Origin of the sequence: Mycobacterium gordonae (assembly GCF_002101675.1) — a bacterium.
Taxonomy (GTDB): Bacteria; Actinomycetota; Actinomycetes; order Mycobacteriales; family Mycobacteriaceae; genus Mycobacterium; species Mycobacterium gordonae.
The window spans coordinates 1-14,977 of sequence record NZ_LQOY01000055.1; the positions used below are offsets into that span (position 1 = coordinate 1).

The 14,977-nt window shown below is 66.4% G+C and carries 18 protein-coding genes; 10 read left to right on the forward strand and 8 right to left on the reverse strand.

Annotation, left to right across the window (positions count from 1 at the left end; translation table 11 throughout):
• Positions 1 to 111: 111 nt before the first annotated feature.
• Together AWC08_RS09395 and AWC08_RS09400 are read right to left on the reverse strand one after the other, a co-directional pair.
• Positions 112 to 1,215, reverse strand: coding sequence for a DUF1214 domain-containing protein (locus AWC08_RS09395; RefSeq protein ID WP_069435200.1), 1,104 nt, complete (start codon positions 1,213 to 1,215; stop codon positions 112 to 114).
• Positions 1,212 to 1,787: a TetR/AcrR family transcriptional regulator gene (locus tag AWC08_RS09400; RefSeq protein WP_069435199.1), complete on the reverse strand. Its 576-nt coding sequence runs from the start codon at positions 1,785 to 1,787 to the stop codon at positions 1,212 to 1,214. The genes AWC08_RS09395 and AWC08_RS09400 overlap by 4 nt, the downstream gene beginning before the upstream one ends.
• Positions 1,788 to 1,887: 100 nt before the next feature.
• Here AWC08_RS09400 and AWC08_RS09405 point away from each other — a divergent pair, with 100 nt between their 5' ends.
• From AWC08_RS09405 to AWC08_RS09415, 3 genes are all read left to right on the forward strand, one after another.
• Complete coding sequence (locus AWC08_RS09405) at positions 1,888 to 3,051, forward strand: sulfotransferase family protein (protein WP_142283493.1); 1,164 nt, start codon at positions 1,888 to 1,890, stop codon at positions 3,049 to 3,051.
• Between the two features lie 11 nt (positions 3,052 to 3,062).
• The gene (locus AWC08_RS09410; protein ID WP_065136737.1) at positions 3,063 to 3,950 is read left to right on the forward strand and encodes an alpha/beta fold hydrolase; all 888 of its coding nucleotides are present in this window, start codon (positions 3,063 to 3,065) and stop codon (positions 3,948 to 3,950) included.
• A gap of 189 nt (positions 3,951 to 4,139) precedes the next feature.
• Complete coding sequence (locus tag AWC08_RS09415) at positions 4,140 to 4,613, forward strand: 3-keto-alpha-glucoside-1,2-lyase-like domain-containing protein (protein WP_159459977.1); 474 nt, start codon at positions 4,140 to 4,142, stop codon at positions 4,611 to 4,613.
• A gap of 74 nt (positions 4,614 to 4,687) precedes the next feature.
• On the opposite strand, the gene AWC08_RS09420 is transcribed toward AWC08_RS09415, so the two are convergent.
• The 3 genes from AWC08_RS09420 to AWC08_RS09430 all read right to left on the reverse strand — a co-directional run bounded on the left by AWC08_RS09420 (position 4,688) and on the right by AWC08_RS09430 (position 6,676).
• Entirely contained in the window at positions 4,688 to 5,737 is a 1,050-nt protein-coding gene (locus AWC08_RS09420; RefSeq protein WP_065136735.1) for a zinc-binding dehydrogenase, read from the reverse strand.
• Entirely contained in the window at positions 5,734 to 5,946 is a 213-nt protein-coding gene (locus AWC08_RS09425) for a TOBE domain-containing protein (protein WP_069435201.1), read from the reverse strand. Before AWC08_RS09425 ends, AWC08_RS09420 begins: the two co-directional genes overlap by 4 nt.
• Before the next feature lie 124 nt (positions 5,947 to 6,070).
• Positions 6,071 to 6,676, reverse strand: coding sequence for a TetR/AcrR family transcriptional regulator (locus AWC08_RS09430; protein WP_069435196.1), 606 nt, complete (start codon positions 6,674 to 6,676; stop codon positions 6,071 to 6,073).
• A gap of 117 nt (positions 6,677 to 6,793) precedes the next feature.
• Between AWC08_RS09430 and AWC08_RS09435 the strand changes: the two genes are divergently transcribed.
• The gene (locus tag AWC08_RS09435; protein ID WP_069435195.1) at positions 6,794 to 8,137 is read left to right on the forward strand and encodes a cytochrome P450; all 1,344 of its coding nucleotides are present in this window, start codon (positions 6,794 to 6,796) and stop codon (positions 8,135 to 8,137) included.
• On the opposite strand, the gene msrA is transcribed toward AWC08_RS09435, so the two are convergent.
• Complete coding sequence (msrA, locus tag AWC08_RS09440) at positions 8,127 to 8,642, reverse strand: peptide-methionine (S)-S-oxide reductase MsrA (RefSeq protein WP_069435194.1); 516 nt, start codon at positions 8,640 to 8,642, stop codon at positions 8,127 to 8,129. The two genes, AWC08_RS09435 and msrA, sit on opposite strands and share 11 nt — an antisense overlap.
• Positions 8,643 to 8,714: 72 nt before the next feature.
• Between msrA and AWC08_RS09445 the strand changes: the two genes are divergently transcribed.
• The 4 genes from AWC08_RS09445 to AWC08_RS09460 are packed head-to-tail and all read left to right on the forward strand — an operon-like array spanning position 8,715 to position 11,435.
• Entirely contained in the window at positions 8,715 to 9,221 is a 507-nt protein-coding gene (locus AWC08_RS09445) for a nuclear transport factor 2 family protein (protein WP_065136731.1), read from the forward strand.
• Entirely contained in the window at positions 9,218 to 10,228 is a 1,011-nt protein-coding gene (locus AWC08_RS09450) for an NAD-dependent epimerase/dehydratase family protein (RefSeq protein WP_069435193.1), read from the forward strand. Before AWC08_RS09445 ends, AWC08_RS09450 begins: the two co-directional genes overlap by 4 nt.
• A gap of 22 nt (positions 10,229 to 10,250) precedes the next feature.
• A complete protein-coding gene (locus AWC08_RS09455) occupies positions 10,251 to 11,024 on the forward strand; it encodes a class I SAM-dependent methyltransferase (RefSeq protein ID WP_065136729.1) in 774 nt (257 codons plus the stop codon).
• 36 nt (positions 11,025 to 11,060) lie between these two features.
• Positions 11,061 to 11,435 carry a DUF427 domain-containing protein gene (locus tag AWC08_RS09460; RefSeq protein ID WP_065136728.1) on the forward strand — a complete coding sequence of 125 codons (375 nt, stop codon included), beginning with the start codon at positions 11,061 to 11,063 and terminating at the stop codon, positions 11,433 to 11,435.
• A 56-nt stretch (positions 11,436 to 11,491) separates the two neighbouring features.
• Here the strand turns inward: AWC08_RS09460 and AWC08_RS09465 are convergent, their stop codons facing one another.
• Entirely contained in the window at positions 11,492 to 11,875 is a 384-nt protein-coding gene (locus AWC08_RS09465; RefSeq protein ID WP_065136727.1) for a nuclear transport factor 2 family protein, read from the reverse strand.
• Positions 11,876 to 11,963: 88 nt separating this feature from the next.
• Here AWC08_RS09465 and AWC08_RS09470 point away from each other — a divergent pair, with 88 nt between their 5' ends.
• A complete protein-coding gene (locus tag AWC08_RS09470) occupies positions 11,964 to 12,884 on the forward strand; it encodes a DNA-3-methyladenine glycosylase family protein (RefSeq protein ID WP_065136758.1) in 921 nt (306 codons plus the stop codon).
• A 69-nt stretch (positions 12,885 to 12,953) separates the two neighbouring features.
• Positions 12,954 to 13,493: a DNA starvation/stationary phase protection protein Dps gene (gene dps, locus AWC08_RS09475; protein ID WP_065136726.1), complete on the forward strand. Its 540-nt coding sequence runs from the start codon at positions 12,954 to 12,956 to the stop codon at positions 13,491 to 13,493.
• On the opposite strand, the gene AWC08_RS09480 is transcribed toward dps, so the two are convergent.
• The gene (locus tag AWC08_RS09480; protein WP_065136725.1) at positions 13,490 to 14,905 is read right to left on the reverse strand and encodes a chloride channel protein; all 1,416 of its coding nucleotides are present in this window, start codon (positions 14,903 to 14,905) and stop codon (positions 13,490 to 13,492) included. The two genes, dps and AWC08_RS09480, sit on opposite strands and share 4 nt — an antisense overlap.
• Positions 14,906 to 14,977: the final 72 nt, after the last annotated feature.

A 14,977-nucleotide genomic window follows, 5' to 3' on the forward strand; every position in this document is an offset into this window, starting at 1 on the left:
CGGCGGATGCGGGTAACCACTTGGCATTGCAACTCCTAAGATCCATGTTGTTGCAATGACCGTATGAATTTGCCGCGACTTTACCGCCCTGGTTACACGTTCGCCGAGGGGCTAAGCAGGCGAAGTGGGCGCCTCGGACACCTTGACCAACCGCACCTCCGGCCGTGTCGGCACCCGGTCGGCGAGGAACCATCGGAAGGCCAGGTTGCCACGCGGATAACCCAGTGTGGTCAGCGAATTCGGGTGAGCGGTGCCGCCGGCGGACAACACGATCGTCACCGACCCGTCGCCGTTGGGGACCGCGCTGCGTCCGTTGACCGAACAGCGCGCGTCGGCGGGCCCGTAGGTGGCCATGAACTGATTCCACACCACCATGTTCCAGAACCGGCACGACGGCGGACGGTGCGTGATGACCAGCGCCTCGTTCTCGTCGAGCACGAAGCTGCCGTAGGCGTAGCAGGCGTCGCGCGCCGACCAGCCGAAGTTGGCGTCCGGCACCTGGTAGGGGTCGGCGAATTCATTTGCGGCATGGGCGACTTCGTGTCCGAGCGCATGAGCGTCGTCGGCCCGGGTGCCGACCGGCAGTGGCACAATGGCGAACATCGTGCGCAACCACGTGGTGGCCGCGCGCAATCTGGCCGCGGTTTCGGCGTCGCCGTGCCGGATCGGCTCCGGCTCGTCGAGCGCCTCGATCTGCCAGACGACAGGACGGCCGGTCAGCGGGTCGGCCTGGTAGTCGCGGGTCATCAGTGCGGCCGCGTCGGGCGTCGGCGGGAATTCGAAGGAGAAGTTGCCGTCGGCGTCGATCTCGAGGTCGGTGTCGCGGACTATCGCGACCACGCGGTCCGACCAGGCGCCGGGTGACGGCTCGTTGTAGGCCGTCACCGAAAAGTACACGCTGTCACCTCTATTGCCGCTGATGCGGTAGCGGCGATCCGCCTCGACCGGACACATGTAGTAGTAGGCGTCGGTGTTGTCGCCGCCCCACCGCCGGTCCCGCCGGAACGGCGTGTTCACCGCGACGAACTGGGGGCGACCGGGTTCGGGGAACAGATAGCTGTCCAGTGCTACCCCGAGCGTGGAGCCGAGCATGCGGTAGCCGTCGGCGAGGTGCCGGTCGTCGGATACCGCGCGATCGCCTTCGAGGAAGCAGTGGTCGAGTTCGGCGAGGGCGCTGAGCAATTCACGCCAGGCTGCCGTCGATTCGTGCGTCATGTGCTGATTCCTCTCAGGAGCAGGGTCGTCGTGCGGTCGATCCAGGCATCGTCGAGGGCGCCGGGACGGGTGATCAGGCCCAGCAGCGTGACCCCTGCGACCGCTTCGGCGAGTTCGGGTGCGCTCACCTCGGGCCGGACCTCACCGCGTGCCGCGGCCTTCTCGAGTAGGTCGGCCAGGCCGCCGCCGATGAGGCCGGCGAAGCGTTCCGACAGCGCCGAATGCAGCGTGGGGTCGGCGGCCATTTCGCCGATCAGCCCGGGCAGCGCCGCCTTGGCGGCCGGAGTGCTGAGGACCGCCGTTGTGCGACAGACCATTTCGCGCAAGTCTTGAGCCAGCGAGCCGGTGTCGGGGATCTCGGTCGCGGCGCTGATGGGAAACACCGCCTCGTGCACGAGGTGTGCCTTGCTCGGCCAACGCCGATAGATCGCCGGCTTGCTGGTGCCCGCGCGCCGGGCGATCGCCGAGACCAGCAGCCCGGGGTAACCGGTCTCGGCCAGCAATTCCACGGTCGCGCTGAGCACCGCCGCGTCGATGCGCGGATCGCGGGGCCGGCCAGGCTCTTCTACCATTACGAAACTCAGAGTAACATAACTTGCCGTGACCGAACCCGTGGTGCTCGACGACCTGGCCCAGCCCCGTTTCAGCGCCGAAGCACAGCCGATTTTGGACATGATGGCCGCGCTGGCACCGGAATGTCCGCTGGACGCTGACGCGTTGTGCGCCAGAGCAAGTGCCGATACCGGCCTGAGCGATTTCGGTCCCGGTGACTACCGGGAACGCCTCGACGTCTACCTGGCGGCGCTGCGTGACATCGAGGGTCTGCACCCGGCCGGGGTGGTCAATTTCTACGGGCAGTTGTTGCAACTGCTCAAGAACCGCCTGTTGCTGGCCGACCTGCTACACCGGCACCCCGAGATCAACGACATCGAACTGCGCTCGCCGGTGGTGATCGCCGGACTGCCCCGCACCGGCACCACCCACCTGCACAACCTGCTGGCGTCCGCCCCCACCTTCCGCACCATGCCGTACTGGGAGAGCAATGAGCCGTTTCCGCTGCCGGCCGAAGCTGGAGTCCAGCCGGACCCGCGGCGTGCCCGGATGGACGTCGCGGTCAGCGTGATCAACCTGGTGATGCCGCATTTCGCGCTGATGCACGAAATGACCACCGACCACGTCCACGAAGAAATCCAACTGCTGGCCAACGACTTCTCAACGATGCTGTTCGAGACGCTGGCGCACGTGCCGGGCTGGCGCGACTACTACCAGGCCCACGATCAGACGCCGCACTACCGGTACCTCGCCACCCAACTCCGGGCGATGCAGTTCCTGCGCGGCGGACGGCGCTGGCTGCTCAAGTCGCCTCAGCATCTCGAGCAGGTGCCGGTGCTGGATCGGGTATTTCCGGACAGCATCGTCGTTTTCACCCACCGCGACCCGGTGCCGGTCGCGCTGTCAATGGTCGCGATGATCACCTATTCCGCGCGCATGCATCGCTCAGCGGTACCGGTGGAGGAGATCGCCGGATACTGGATCGACCGCCTCGAGCGGATGCTCAACGCTCTGGTCCGCGATCGCGACGTGATCGGCCCCGACCGTTCGGTCGACATTCGCTTCGACGACTTCATGGCCGGCGAACTCGGCGTAGCCGAGCGCGTCTACGCCCTGGCCGGAGAACCGTTCAGTGACGCGGCACGCGCGGCTATCACCGGCTACCTGGCCGGTCATCAGCGCGGCCGGCTGGGCACGGTCGCCACGTCGGCTGAGATGTTCGGACTGGCCGAAGACGATCTGCGCGACCGCTTCGCGCCCTACGTCGAACGCTTCCTCAAGTAGGTTCTGAAGACATGACCATCTCAATGCCTGCACTGGACGGCGTCGAACACCGCTATATCGATGTGGGCGGGGGAGTCACCATCCACGTCGCCGATGCCGGACCGGCGGACGGCCCGGCCATCATGCTCGTGCACGGTTTTCCGGAGAACTGGTGGGAGTGGCACGCGCTGATCGGCCCGCTGGCCGCCGACGGCTACCGGGTGCTGTGCCCCGACCTACGTGGGGCGGGCTGGAGCTCAGCGCCGCGCTCCAGCTACACCAAGGACGAGATGGCGGGTGACCTGTTGGTGGTGCTGGACAAGCTGAATGTGGCCTCGGTCAAACTCGCCGCGCACGACTGGGGTGGACCGGTGGCCTTCATTCTGATGCTGCGCCACCCCGAGCGGGTGACCGGCTTCTTCGGCATGAACACCGTCGCGCCCTGGGTGAAGCGTGATCTGTCGTCGGTCCGCAACATCTGGCGGCTCTGGTATCAAATTCCGATCTCACTGCCCGTGATCGGGCCGCGCTTGCTCAGCGACCCGAAGGCCCGGTTCGCGCGTGCGCTGGGTGGGTGGGTCGGCGGCGGTTTCAACATCCCCGACGAGGACATCCGCCTCTACATCGACTGCATGCGGCAACCCGGTCACGCCGAGGCCGGCTCCCGCTGGTACCGGTCTTTTCAGACTGGAGAGATGTACCGCTGGATGCGTGGCGAGTTCGCGGACGCGCGGGTCGAGGTTCCCGTTCGCTGGATCTCCGGCGTCGAAGACCCCGTGATCACCCCGGACCTGATCGACGGGTACGCCGAGCACATCACCGATTTCGAGGTGGAACTGGTCGAGGGAGTGGGACATTGGATCGTCAGCCAGCGCCCCGATCTGGTGCTCGACAGATTGCGCGCGTTTCTGCGCCTCTGATGCCGGTGAGGCCGGCCGGCAAGGTGCGGTAAGGTCGTGGTGCTCGGGGGCCCCTACCCGAGGAGTGCGTACCTAGTGCGAAATCGAATTCTGGTCATCGCGTGTGTGACGTTGTCGGCCATCTTTTCCAGCAGCTGCGGCAATGACTCCCATGGGTCCATGCGGCCACAGACTTTGAACTTCGCCGGCATGACTTGGCAAGTGCACGACGGGAAATGGCAAGTAGAAGGAGATACTCTCAGCGGCAGCGGCGGCCACCTCGCAACCATCCAGGAGTTCGCCGACGGCTTCATCGACATGGATGTCGATACTCCGGCCATGGGAGACCGTACGGTCGGAATCGGCTTCCACATCACGGGTCCCGACCTCGGAAACGGCTATGCGTTCAATTTCACAGCCAGCCAGACCTTCAATGTTTTTGAGGGAACTGATAATAACTGGCAGCCGGTCAATCCTGCGATGACGACCTTTCAGCAAACCGGCAGTCTCCAACCTAACCACAATCAGTTTCACATCGAAATGGCCGGCGATCGGTATCGAGTCTGGGCGAATGGACAGCAACTCGCCGACTTCACCGACACCAGCCGAAAAAAGGGGTCATTGATGCTGTGGGTGGAATCTTCAGGCTGGACGGTCACGTTCTCACACGTGCGCGTCAAGTAGTTCCCAGCTCGGCGCCGTGCTGCGATGCGCACCGCTGCGGCCGTCGGCAACCTTGCCGAGTGCGCGTGGCCTAGTTATCGGCCGGGCTGGACCAGGATCCGGATCGGGTTGCCTTCCTGGCGCTCCAGCATCTCGATACCGGCCTCAATGTCTTGTAACGGGACGACCTGGCTGATGGACCGCGAAAGATCAAGGCGCCCATACGAAACCAGCTTGGCCAGGGTTTCGATGTCGACGTTCTGGTAGCCAAGATGGCCGAGCGCCTGCTTGCGGCTCAATCCGAACATGGCGGTGGGGCCCACCGTCGGTGACTCCGCGCTCATGCCCACGCCCACCAGCCGGCCACCGGCGGTCAAGGAGTCCAGCGCCTGTTCGAAGGTCACCTTGAGTCCGACGGCGTCGAATGCGACGTCCAGCTTCCGGCCGCCGGTAACCTCGGCGATCTTGTCCTGCAATTGCTCGTCGCGGGTGTCGAACGCGAAGTCGGCGCCGATCTCGAGCGCGCGTTCCAGCACCGCCGGATTGATGTCGAGGGCGATCACCGGAACCGCACCGACCAGCCTGGCGAGCTGGACGATATGGGTGCCGACCCCGCCGACGCCCCACACCCCGACCGATTCCCCGATCGCGACCTTGCCCGTACGCACGACGGCGCCGAACGGCGTGGAGACCGCGTCGGCCAGGATCGCCGCCTGTTCGAGGGGGACATTGTCGGGAACCCGGGTCAGACCTACTGCCTGCGCCACTGTGTATTCGGCCCACGCGCCGTCATAAGCGAACGCCATCAGCTGGATTCGCAGGCAGTTCGACAGGTCGCCACGCCGGCAGTTCGGGCAGGTCTGGCAGGGGCGGCCGGCGGCGACCACCACCCGGTCGCCCTCTGCCCAGCCGGTCACGTCGGGACCGAGTTTCGCGATGGTGCCCGAAGCTTCGTGGCCCTGCGTCACCACCGGCGCCTGGGCCGGGAACGTGCCGTTGATCAGGCTCAGGTCCGAGTGACAGATCCCGCAGAAAGCCACCTTGACCAGAACTTCGCCCGGTCCCGGCTCGGGAATCGGAACCTCTTCCAGCACCACCCTTTTCGGGTCCGCATAAAAGCGCTCGGCGAGCATGGTGGCCATCAGTCGACGCCGATCGTGACTTCGGTGGACTTGATGAACACCGTCGCGGGCCGGCCGACTTCCAGCCCGAGATCGAGCGCGGCGTCCTTGGTGATGGATGAGGTGACGATCTGGTCGCCGCCGTCGAGTCGAATCTTGACGATCGCCATCACGGTGCCGATGTTGACCTCGGTGATGGTGCCCTGAAGCTGGTTGCGGGTTGATAGTCGCATCATTGGAGCCTATCCCCGCCCGGCGATCGAGTGTGCGGGCACGGCTTCAGGTGTGCGTCCATGGCGAGATCTCGGTGGTTCTAGCGCCGTAGGGCACACTCAAATGCATTGGCATCGCGGCAATTCAGTGCCGCGGCCCGAGCAGGGCCACCGACGCGTCCACGGCCGGTTCGACGATGCTGCGCACCGGCCTGCCGTCTTCCACGGCGAGTGCCACCAGTTCCCGCAAGCCGCCCACCAGGATCACCGCCAGCGGGACGGTCAGCGGCGGCAGGTTGGCGCGCCGAAAACCCGGACTGCCACTCAAATCGACCAGCAGGCCGGTGAGCAACTCCAATCCCTGGCGCTGCACCGGGCGAGCGAAATCGCCCAGCGAGGGAAGCTCGCGGATCCAGCTCAGCGTGATGGCCGGCCGGGACTCGATGTTACCGACGTACCCTTCGACGGCCTGACGGATCTGCTGATGCCAGTCCGCATCGGGTTCGACGGCCGCCCGGATGTCTTCGGCCATGATCTCGATCTCGGACCGCAGCAGCTCCAGAAAACACTGTTCCTTGCTGGCGAACTGGTCGTAGAAGGTGCGCTTGGAGGTGCGGGCGTGGCGGACGATGTCGGCGACCGTCGTAGCCCGGTACCCACGCTCGCCGATCGACGCGGCCAGGCCGTCGAGCAGTCGCAGCCGAAACGGATCCGGTTGCGCCGCAACCGTGCCGTCAGCCACTGCCGTCACAACGGAGCCCTTCGCTTGTCAGGTTTGGTACCACAGAGTACCGTACTGGGAAAGCCTTTGGTACACCGCAGTACCAACCCCTGACCAAGGGGGCAGAACGTAGGGAGTCGTACCTCCGTGAGCCAAGCAATCGACGCGCCCGCCTCCTCGGTAGTCAAGCTGCCGCCGGCGACCCGCATTCCAAAACTGCTGCAGGGCATGATCTTCGCGTTCTCGCGCAAGGGGATGCTGCGCCGCCTGACCGATCGCTACGGCGCCGCCGTCACCATGCACATCCCCATGTACGGCCACCTCGTGATGGTGTCGGACCCGCAACTGGCCAAACAGGTCTTCACCACCAGCCCTGATGAGCTCGGCAACATTCAGCCCAACCTGAGCCGGATGTTCGGATCGGGGTCGGTCTTCGGTCTCGAGGGCAACGACCATCGCCGTCGGCGCCGGTTGCTGGCGCCGCCATTTCACGGCAAGAGCATGAAGAACTACGAGACGATCATCGAAGAAGAGACCCTGCGCGAGAGTGCCAACTGGCCCGAGGGGCAGCCGTTCGCGACCTTGCCGTCGATGATGCACATCACCCTCAACGCCATCCTGCGCGCGGTCTTCGGCGCCGAAGGGGACGAGCTCGACGAGTTGCGCCGGATCATTCCGCCCTGGGTGACGCTGGGGTCACGGTTGGCGGCCGTGCCCAAACCCAAGCGCGACTATGGACGCTTCAGCCCCTGGGGACGCTTGTCGGAATTCCGGCGGCAGTACGACCAGGTGATCGACAAGCTGATCGACCGGGAACGGTCAGACCCCAACTTCGCCGAGCGCAACGACGTGCTGGCGTTGATGCTGCGCAGCACTTACGACGATGGTTCGGTTATGTCCCGCAAGGACATCGGCGACGAACTGCTCGCTCTGCTGGCCGCCGGGCACGAAACCACCGCCTCCACGCTGGCGTGGGCCTTCGAGCGCATCACCCGCCACCCGGCGCTGCTGGCGGACCTCGTCGAAGAGGCCCGCAACGGCGGCGGCGAGTTGCGCCAGGCCACGATTCTGGAAGTGCAGCGGGCCCGCACCGTGATCGACCTCGCCGGACGTCACGTCTATCCGCAGACCTACCGACTCGGCGAGTGGGTGATCCCCCGCGGGTATTCGATCATCGTCAACATCGGCCGGATACACGCGAATCCAGAGGTGTTCCCGCATCCCGAGCGCTTCGACCCGCAGCGCTACATCGGAGGAAAGCCGTCCGCTTTCGCGTGGATACCGTTCGGCGGCGGCACCCGGCGCTGCGTAGGAGCCGCGTTCGCCAACATGGAGATGGACGTGGTGTTGCGAACGGTGCTGCGGCAGTTCGTCATTGAGCCCACCACCGCCCCGGACGAGGCGTGGCACGGCCGGGGCGTGGCGTTCGTCCCCAAAGACGGCGGTCGAATTGTGGTAGCGCGCCGGCCTACCGAAGCTTCTACTGGGTAGCGTCGGCCCGTCGCGGCAGTTTCCATCCCGGCCGCACGAAGTGGCAGGTGTACCCGTTGGGGTAGCGCAGCAGGTAGTCCTGATGCTCGGGCTCGGCCTCCCAGAAGTCGCCCGCCGGGCTGACCTCGGTCACCACTTTGCCCGGCCACAGGCCGGACGCCTCGACGTCGGCGATGGTGTCCAGCGCCACCCGCTTCTGCTCGTCGTCGAGGTAGAAGATCGCTGACCGGTAGCTCATGCCGCGATCGTTGCCCTGGCGGTTCTTGGTGGTTGGGTCGTGAATCTGGAAGAAGAACTCCAGCAGGGTGCGGTAGTCGGTGGCCGACGGGTCGAAGACGATCTCGACCGCCTCGGCATGAGTGCCGTGATTGCGGTAGGTGGCATTGGGCACGTCGCCGCCGCTGTAGCCGACCCGACTGCTGATCACTCCGGGCTGCCTGCGGATCAGATCCTGCATGCCCCAGAAGCAGCCACCGGCGAGGATGGCTCTTTGCGTGCTCGTCATTGCTGTCCTCCTAACCGGCCCGGGGCCGGTAACGCCCCCAGGCTACACTCCGCCAGTGAGGTGTAACGGCTCGTGAGCGGCCCGGAATTCCCCAAAAGTGAACTGGCCGCGGCCTTCGAGCAGTTCGAACGAACGGTCGCCGCAGCGGCCGAAACGCACGACTGGGACGCCTGGGTGCAGCACTACACACCTGACGTCGAGTACATCGAGCACGCGGCGGGCACGATGCACGGGCGCGACGAGGTGCGCACCTGGATCAAGCGCACGATGACCAGCTTCCCGGGCAGCCACATGGTGGAGTTCCCGTCGCTGTGGTCGGTCATCGACGAGCCCACCGGGCGCATCATCATGGAACTCGACAATCCGATGCGCGATCCGGGCGACGGCAGCGTGATCACCGCGACCAACATCTCGATCATCACCTATGCCGGCGACGGCCTGTGGCGCCGCCAGGAGGACATCTATAACCCGCTGCGCTTCGTGCAGGCCGCGTTGAAGTGGTGCCGCAAGGCACAGGAATTCGGCAACCTGGACTCCGAGGCCGCCGCCTTCCTGAAGCAGTACGGCGGCGCGCAGTGAGCGGCAAGCCCAAGTTGGTCGTCGGCGCCAACGGTTTCCTCGGCTCGCACGTGACCCGGTTGCTGGTCGAAGACGGCCACGACGTGCGCGTGATGGTGCGCCCCACCGCCAACACCCGCTCGATCGACGACCTGCCGGTGACGCGTTTTCACGGTGACATCTTCGACACCGCGACCGTGCGCGAGGCCATGGACGGTTGCGACGACGTCTACTACTGCGTCGTCGACACCCGCGCCTGGCTGCGCGACCCGGCGCCGCTGTTCCGCACCAACGTCGAGGGCCTGCGCAACGTGCTCGATGTGGCGAAAGACCTTGAGCTGCACCGCTTTGTCTTCACCAGCACGTATGCGTCGGTGGACCGCCGGCACGGGCACGTCGCCACCGAGGCCGACCGGATCGGCACTCGCAAGGTCACCCCCTACGTGCAATCCCGGGTTCAGGCCGAGGATCTGGTGATGCGTTACGTCGCCGACTACGGTCTGCCGGCGGTCGCGATGTGCGTCTCGACGACCTACGGCAGCGGCGACTGGGGCCGTACCCCGCACGGCGCGTTCATCGCTGGCGCGGTGTTCAAAAAGCTGCCGTTCCTGATGAGCGGTATCTCGCTGGAGGTGGTCGGCGTCGACGACGCCGCCCGGGCCATGATCCTGGCCGCCGAGCGCGGCCGCAACGGTGAGAAGTACCTGATCTCCGAGCGCATGATCCCACTGACCGATGTGGTGCGTATCGCGGCCGACGAGGCCGGGGTCGCCCCGCCGCAGCGGTCGATTCCGGTGCCCGTGCTCTACGCCCTGGGCGCCCTGGGCAGTCTGCGCTCCCGGCTCACCGGCAAGGACGCCGAACTCAGCCTCGACTCGGTGCGGATGATGCGTGCCGAAGCCCCGGTCGACCACAGCAAGGCGGTCCGCGAGTTGGGTTGGCAGCCACGGCCGGTCGAGCAATCGATCCGGGCGGCGGCCCGGTTCTGGGCGGCGATGCGGAAGGCCGGCACGAGTGGTTCACGTTGACCTCCACGGGCCGCCCCAGACCATGCTCGCGACGCTGTACGCCAAGGCGCTCGACGCCGACGCGCCGAAGCCGATCCTGCGCGACGAGTACGCCAAGGCCGCGGTGCAGCACCTCGATTACGACTGGGCCGCGACGACTATCACCGCGCGGCGGGCCCCGTCGGTAGCGGTCCGCAGCGCTCATTTCGACAATTGGACCCGCCAGTTCCTGGCCGCACACGCCGAGGCGACAGTGCTGCACGTCGGCTGCGGGCTGGATGCCCGGGTATACCGGCTCGATCCGGGGCCCGGGGTGCGGTGGTTCGACGTCGACTATCCGGAAGTGATCCGGCTGCACGAACAGGTGTACCCCGCCCGCGAGGGCTACCGCAGGATCGCGGCCTCGGTGACCGACCCGCAGTGGCTGGCCGACGTGCCGGCCGACCGTCCCACCTTGCTCCTCGGTGAGGGCTTGACCATGTACCTGACCAAGGACGACGGTCTGGCCTTGCTGCGCCGCGTTGTCGACCGATTCCCTTCCGGTGAGCTGCAATTCGACGCTTTCAACACGTTCGGCATCCGCTTCCAGGTGGTCAACTCCGTGGTGCGCCGATCCGGTTCGACGCTGTACTGGGGGATCGATGGGCCGTCGGACATCCTCGACGCGGTTCCCGGCACCCGGTTGCTGGCGTGGGAATCGGTGTTCGACAGCGACACGTTCGAACTGGTGCCGCCCGTGTTTCAGTGGATGGGCCGGATGATGGCGCGCGTGCCGGCGCTGCGGTACATGGCGCAGTACCACCGTTACGCCTTCTGACGGGAATGCCGCCGTTGCGATTGCGTTGAACGTTGCATGAGCCATCCGGAAATCAAGGAACCCAGTGCGGGTCACCCGATCACGATCGAACCGACCCACGGACGGGTGCAGGTGCGCGTCAACGGCGAACTGGTCGCGGACACCACTGCGGCCCTGGGCCTGCAGGAGGCCACTTTGCCTCTGGTGCAATATGTTCCGTTTAAAGATGTGGTGCGAGAACGACTCACTCGGACCGACACCAGCAGCTACTGCCCGTTCAAGGGCGAGGCCAGCTACTACAGCGTCACGACCTCGGCCGGTGACACCGTCAAGGACGTCATCTGGACCTACGAACAGCCGTATCCGGCGGTGGCCGCGATCGCCGGGCATGTCGCGTTCTATCCGAACAAGGCCGAGATCAGCGTCGGCTGAGTCTGATGGCGGTGACCCGCTGCGCCCGGCTCCGCCGCGCTTGCGATCGCCGCGAGTTAGGGGAACACCCTGGCCAGGGCCTGGGTGTCGGTATATTCACGCAACGACACGATCATCCCGTCGCGGGTTTCGAAGATGCAGACGAACGGGCTGTCGTACTCGGTGCCGTCGGCAGTGGCGCCGTAGACCTGCCCTTCGACCACCACGGTCTCGCCTTCGTTGACGCAGCGCCGCAGATCGATGTTGATCTCGAAGACCTGCTTGCGCCGTTCGATCACGCGCCGCATGGTTTCCTTGTCCCACTCCTCGCGCGTGACAATGGTCCAGTAGGTGAAGTCATCGCTGAGCAGTTGGAAGCCTTCGTCGAGGTCTCCGCCTTCACACATGCTCTGTAAAAACATCCACGCGAGTTCGGCCTGCGGATCATCGAAAGGCGTCATCACGGCGTCATCACAAAGCCATCCTGTCCCGCGGGACAGTTGGCGGTCAATTGACGTGGCCACCGGGCAACGGGCTGCGGTAGGAAGAATCATCGAGGCGCAGACCGTAAGAGACGTCACCTTTGCCGGAGCCGGCGGCTTCGGGCATACGCTGGCGCCGTTGCGGCGCGGCCGCGGTGACCCGTGCTTCCGGGCCGGCGGTGACGGGGCGATCTGGCGGACCAGCCTGCTGCCCAGCGGGCCGGTCACCGCGCGGATCAGCCGCGTCGATCGCGACACCGCCCGCTGCCAGGCTTGGGGTGCCGGCGCGAGCGAGTTCGCCGAGCTGTTCCCGGCGCTGGTGGGCGCCGACGACGACGCGTCGGGTTTCCAGCCGCAGGAGCCCACGGTGGCCGCCGCCCAACGCAAGGTGCCCAACCTGCGCCTGGGCCGCACCGGTCAGGTGCTGGAAGCGCTCATCCCGGCGGTGATCGAACAACGGGTGCCCGGCGCCGACGCGTTCCGGTCCTGGCGGGTTCTGGTGACCAAGTACGGCACGCCGGCACCGGGGCCGGCTCCCGAAGGCATGCGGGTGTTGCCCTCGGCGGAGGCGTGGCGATACATCCCGTCCTGGGAGTTCCACCGCGCCAACGTCGATCCCGGGCGTGCGCAGACCGTGGTGGGGTGTGCGCGTCGGGCGTCGTCGCTGCAACGGCTGGTGTCGCTGCCGCCGGCCCAGGCCCGGCAGGCGCTGATGTCACTGCCCGGTGTCGGCGTCTGGACGGCCGCCGAGACGGCGCAGCGCGCCTTCGGCGATGCCGACGCGTTGTCGGTGGGCGACTACCACGTTCCGAAGATGATCGGTTGGACATTGATCGGCCGTCCCGTCGATGACGCCGGCATGCTCGAGTTGCTGGAACCGATGCGGCCGCACCGCCACCGGGTGGTCCGGGTGCTCGAAGCCAGCGGGTTGGCCTACGAACCGCGGCGCGGTCCTCGCCTGCCGGTGCAGCAGATCCACCCGCTCTAAGGGTTAGCGACCGGCTCATCGGGTACCCGCTGCAAGGACATCAAGCGAAATATTTCCAGGGGGAAACCGATGACGCAGTTCACGATTCCAGGGCTCAGCGACAAGCAGGGCGCCCGGCTGGCCGAGATTCTGCAGCGGCAGCTCAGTACCTACAACGACCTGCACCTGACGCTCAAGCACATTCACTGGAACGTGGTGGGCCCCAACTTCATTGGCGTACATGAGATGATCGACCCACAGGTTGACGCGGTGCGCGCTTTCGCCGACGATGTGGCCGAACGCATTGCGGCACTGGGCGCCTCGCCGAAGGGCACGCCGAACGCCATCATCAACGACCGGGACTGGGACGACTACTCGGTGGGACGCGACACAGTGCAGGCGCACCTGGCGGCGCTGGACCTGGTCTACACCGGTGTGATCGAGGACATTCGCAAGGCCATTGACGAGACCGACGAACTTGACCAGGTTACCCAGGATTTGCTGATCGGGCAGGCCGGGCAGCTGGAGAAGTTCCAGTGGTTTGTCCGGGCGCACCTGGAGAGCGCCGGCGGGACGCTGGCCCACGAGGGTGCGAGCTCGGAGAAGAGCGCCGCCGACGCGGCGCGCTAGCCGGCATCCCGCGCGCGTTCGGCCTCGGCGGCCTCCCGATTGAGCCGCTGCGCCTCGTAGATGGTCACGTTGGTGCGCGACATCAGCAGTGATGCGATACCGACGGCCAGAATCGCGCCCGGCACCACCGAGAACGAGCCGGTCATCTCCGCGACCATGATCATGATCGCCAGCGGGGCGCGGGCGACGCTGCCGAAGCAGGTCATCATCGCGACGACGACGAAGATGCCCGGCTGTTCGGGCACACCCGGCAGCCCGGCCAGTTCGCCCAGGCGCCAGGTCGCGGCTCCGACGAAGGCGCCGATCACGATTCCCGGTCCGAACAGCCCGCCGGATCCCCCGGAGCCGATGGACAGACATGTCGCGACGATCTTCGCCAGCGGCAGCACGACGATGATCCACAGCGGGATAGACATCAGCGAGTTCCGGTCGGCGGCCAGCTGAGCCCAGCCGTAACCGCTGCCCAGGATCTGTGGGATCACCAGGCCGAGCAACCCGACCAGCAGGCCACCCACCGCCGGCTTGAGGATCGGACCGCCGGGCAAGCGGTGCACCAAGGCCACCGTCGAGTGGAAGAAGCGCGCATAGAGGTACCCGACACCCGCCGCGATCAGGCCGATGACCACGAACCACAGCAGCGGCCACGCCCGCTCGAAGCGGTATTCGGCGTCGATGTAGCCAAACAGCGGGTCGAAGCCGAGGAAGGCTCCCAGCACCGCGTAGGCCGTACCGGAGGTGATGAATCCGGGCAGCAGGGCGCGGTAGTCGAAGTCGTCGCGGTAGCTGATCGACGCGGCCAGCACCGCCCCGCCCAGCGGCGCGGCGAAGATGGCCCCGATGCCCGCCCCGATGCCCAGCGCCACGGCGACGCGGCCGTCCTCGTCGGACAGGCCCAGTCGCCTGGTGAGCAACGACGAGAAGCCTGCGGAGATCTGGGCCGTCGGGCCTTCCCGGCCGGCCGAGCCGCCGGAGCCGATGGTCAGCGCGCTGGCCACCAGCTTCACCAGGACGACCCGCGCACGGATGGCCCTGGGATCGGTGTGCACCGCCTCGATCGCCTCGTCGGTGCCATGGCCGGTCGCCTCGGGCGCGAACTTGGCCACCACGAACGCCGAGAGCAGCGCGCCGCCGGTCGTCACCAGAGGAATGGCCCATGGCCGGACGAACCCGGCCGACCCGCGCCCGCCCCCCTCGCCCACCGGGGTGGGGACGTGATAGCCCGCGAGATAACCGAGCAGGAACTCGCCGGTGTACTTCAGGGCCAGGTAGAACACGACGGCGCCCAAGCCGGAGATGACACCGATCGTGGTGCCCAGCAGAAACCACTTCCGCAGGTAGCCGGCATTGCGGATGGTGGCGCCGAACCGGCCGCCGGCGAACTCTGCGGGCGCCTCGTTCGGCTCCTCCGGCATGCACCGGAGGTTAGCAGCTTGCGGCAGCGGAATAAACGGACCGTAGTCCGGTTATAGCCGGTAACTCGAATG

What these genes read in the sequence shown, in the direction of transcription:
- AWC08_RS09410 (WP_065136737.1), top strand. Translation starts at nt 3,063, where the DNA reads ATGACCATCTCAATGCCTGCACTGGACGGCGTCGAACACCGCTATATC.
- AWC08_RS09465 (WP_065136727.1), bottom strand. Translation starts at nt 11,875, where the DNA reads ATGACGCCTTTCGATGATCCGCAGGCCGAACTCGCGTGGATGTTTTTA.
- AWC08_RS09405 (WP_142283493.1), top strand. Translation starts at nt 1,888, where the DNA reads ATGATGGCCGCGCTGGCACCGGAATGTCCGCTGGACGCTGACGCGTTG.
- AWC08_RS09455 (WP_065136729.1), top strand. Translation starts at nt 10,251, where the DNA reads ATGCTCGCGACGCTGTACGCCAAGGCGCTCGACGCCGACGCGCCGAAG.
- msrA (WP_069435194.1), bottom strand. Translation starts at nt 8,642, where the DNA reads ATGACGAGCACGCAAAGAGCCATCCTCGCCGGTGGCTGCTTCTGGGGC.
- dps (WP_065136726.1), top strand. Translation starts at nt 12,954, where the DNA reads ATGACGCAGTTCACGATTCCAGGGCTCAGCGACAAGCAGGGCGCCCGG.
- AWC08_RS09400 (WP_069435199.1), bottom strand. Translation starts at nt 1,787, where the DNA reads ATGGTAGAAGAGCCTGGCCGGCCCCGCGATCCGCGCATCGACGCGGCG.
- AWC08_RS09460 (WP_065136728.1), top strand. Translation starts at nt 11,061, where the DNA reads ATGAGCCATCCGGAAATCAAGGAACCCAGTGCGGGTCACCCGATCACG.
- AWC08_RS09480 (WP_065136725.1), bottom strand. Translation starts at nt 14,905, where the DNA reads ATGCCGGAGGAGCCGAACGAGGCGCCCGCAGAGTTCGCCGGCGGCCGG.
- AWC08_RS09395 (WP_069435200.1), bottom strand. Translation starts at nt 1,215, where the DNA reads ATGACGCACGAATCGACGGCAGCCTGGCGTGAATTGCTCAGCGCCCTC.
- AWC08_RS09425 (WP_069435201.1), bottom strand. Translation starts at nt 5,946, where the DNA reads ATGCGACTATCAACCCGCAACCAGCTTCAGGGCACCATCACCGAGGTC.
- AWC08_RS09415 (WP_159459977.1), top strand. Translation starts at nt 4,140, where the DNA reads ATGACTTGGCAAGTGCACGACGGGAAATGGCAAGTAGAAGGAGATACT.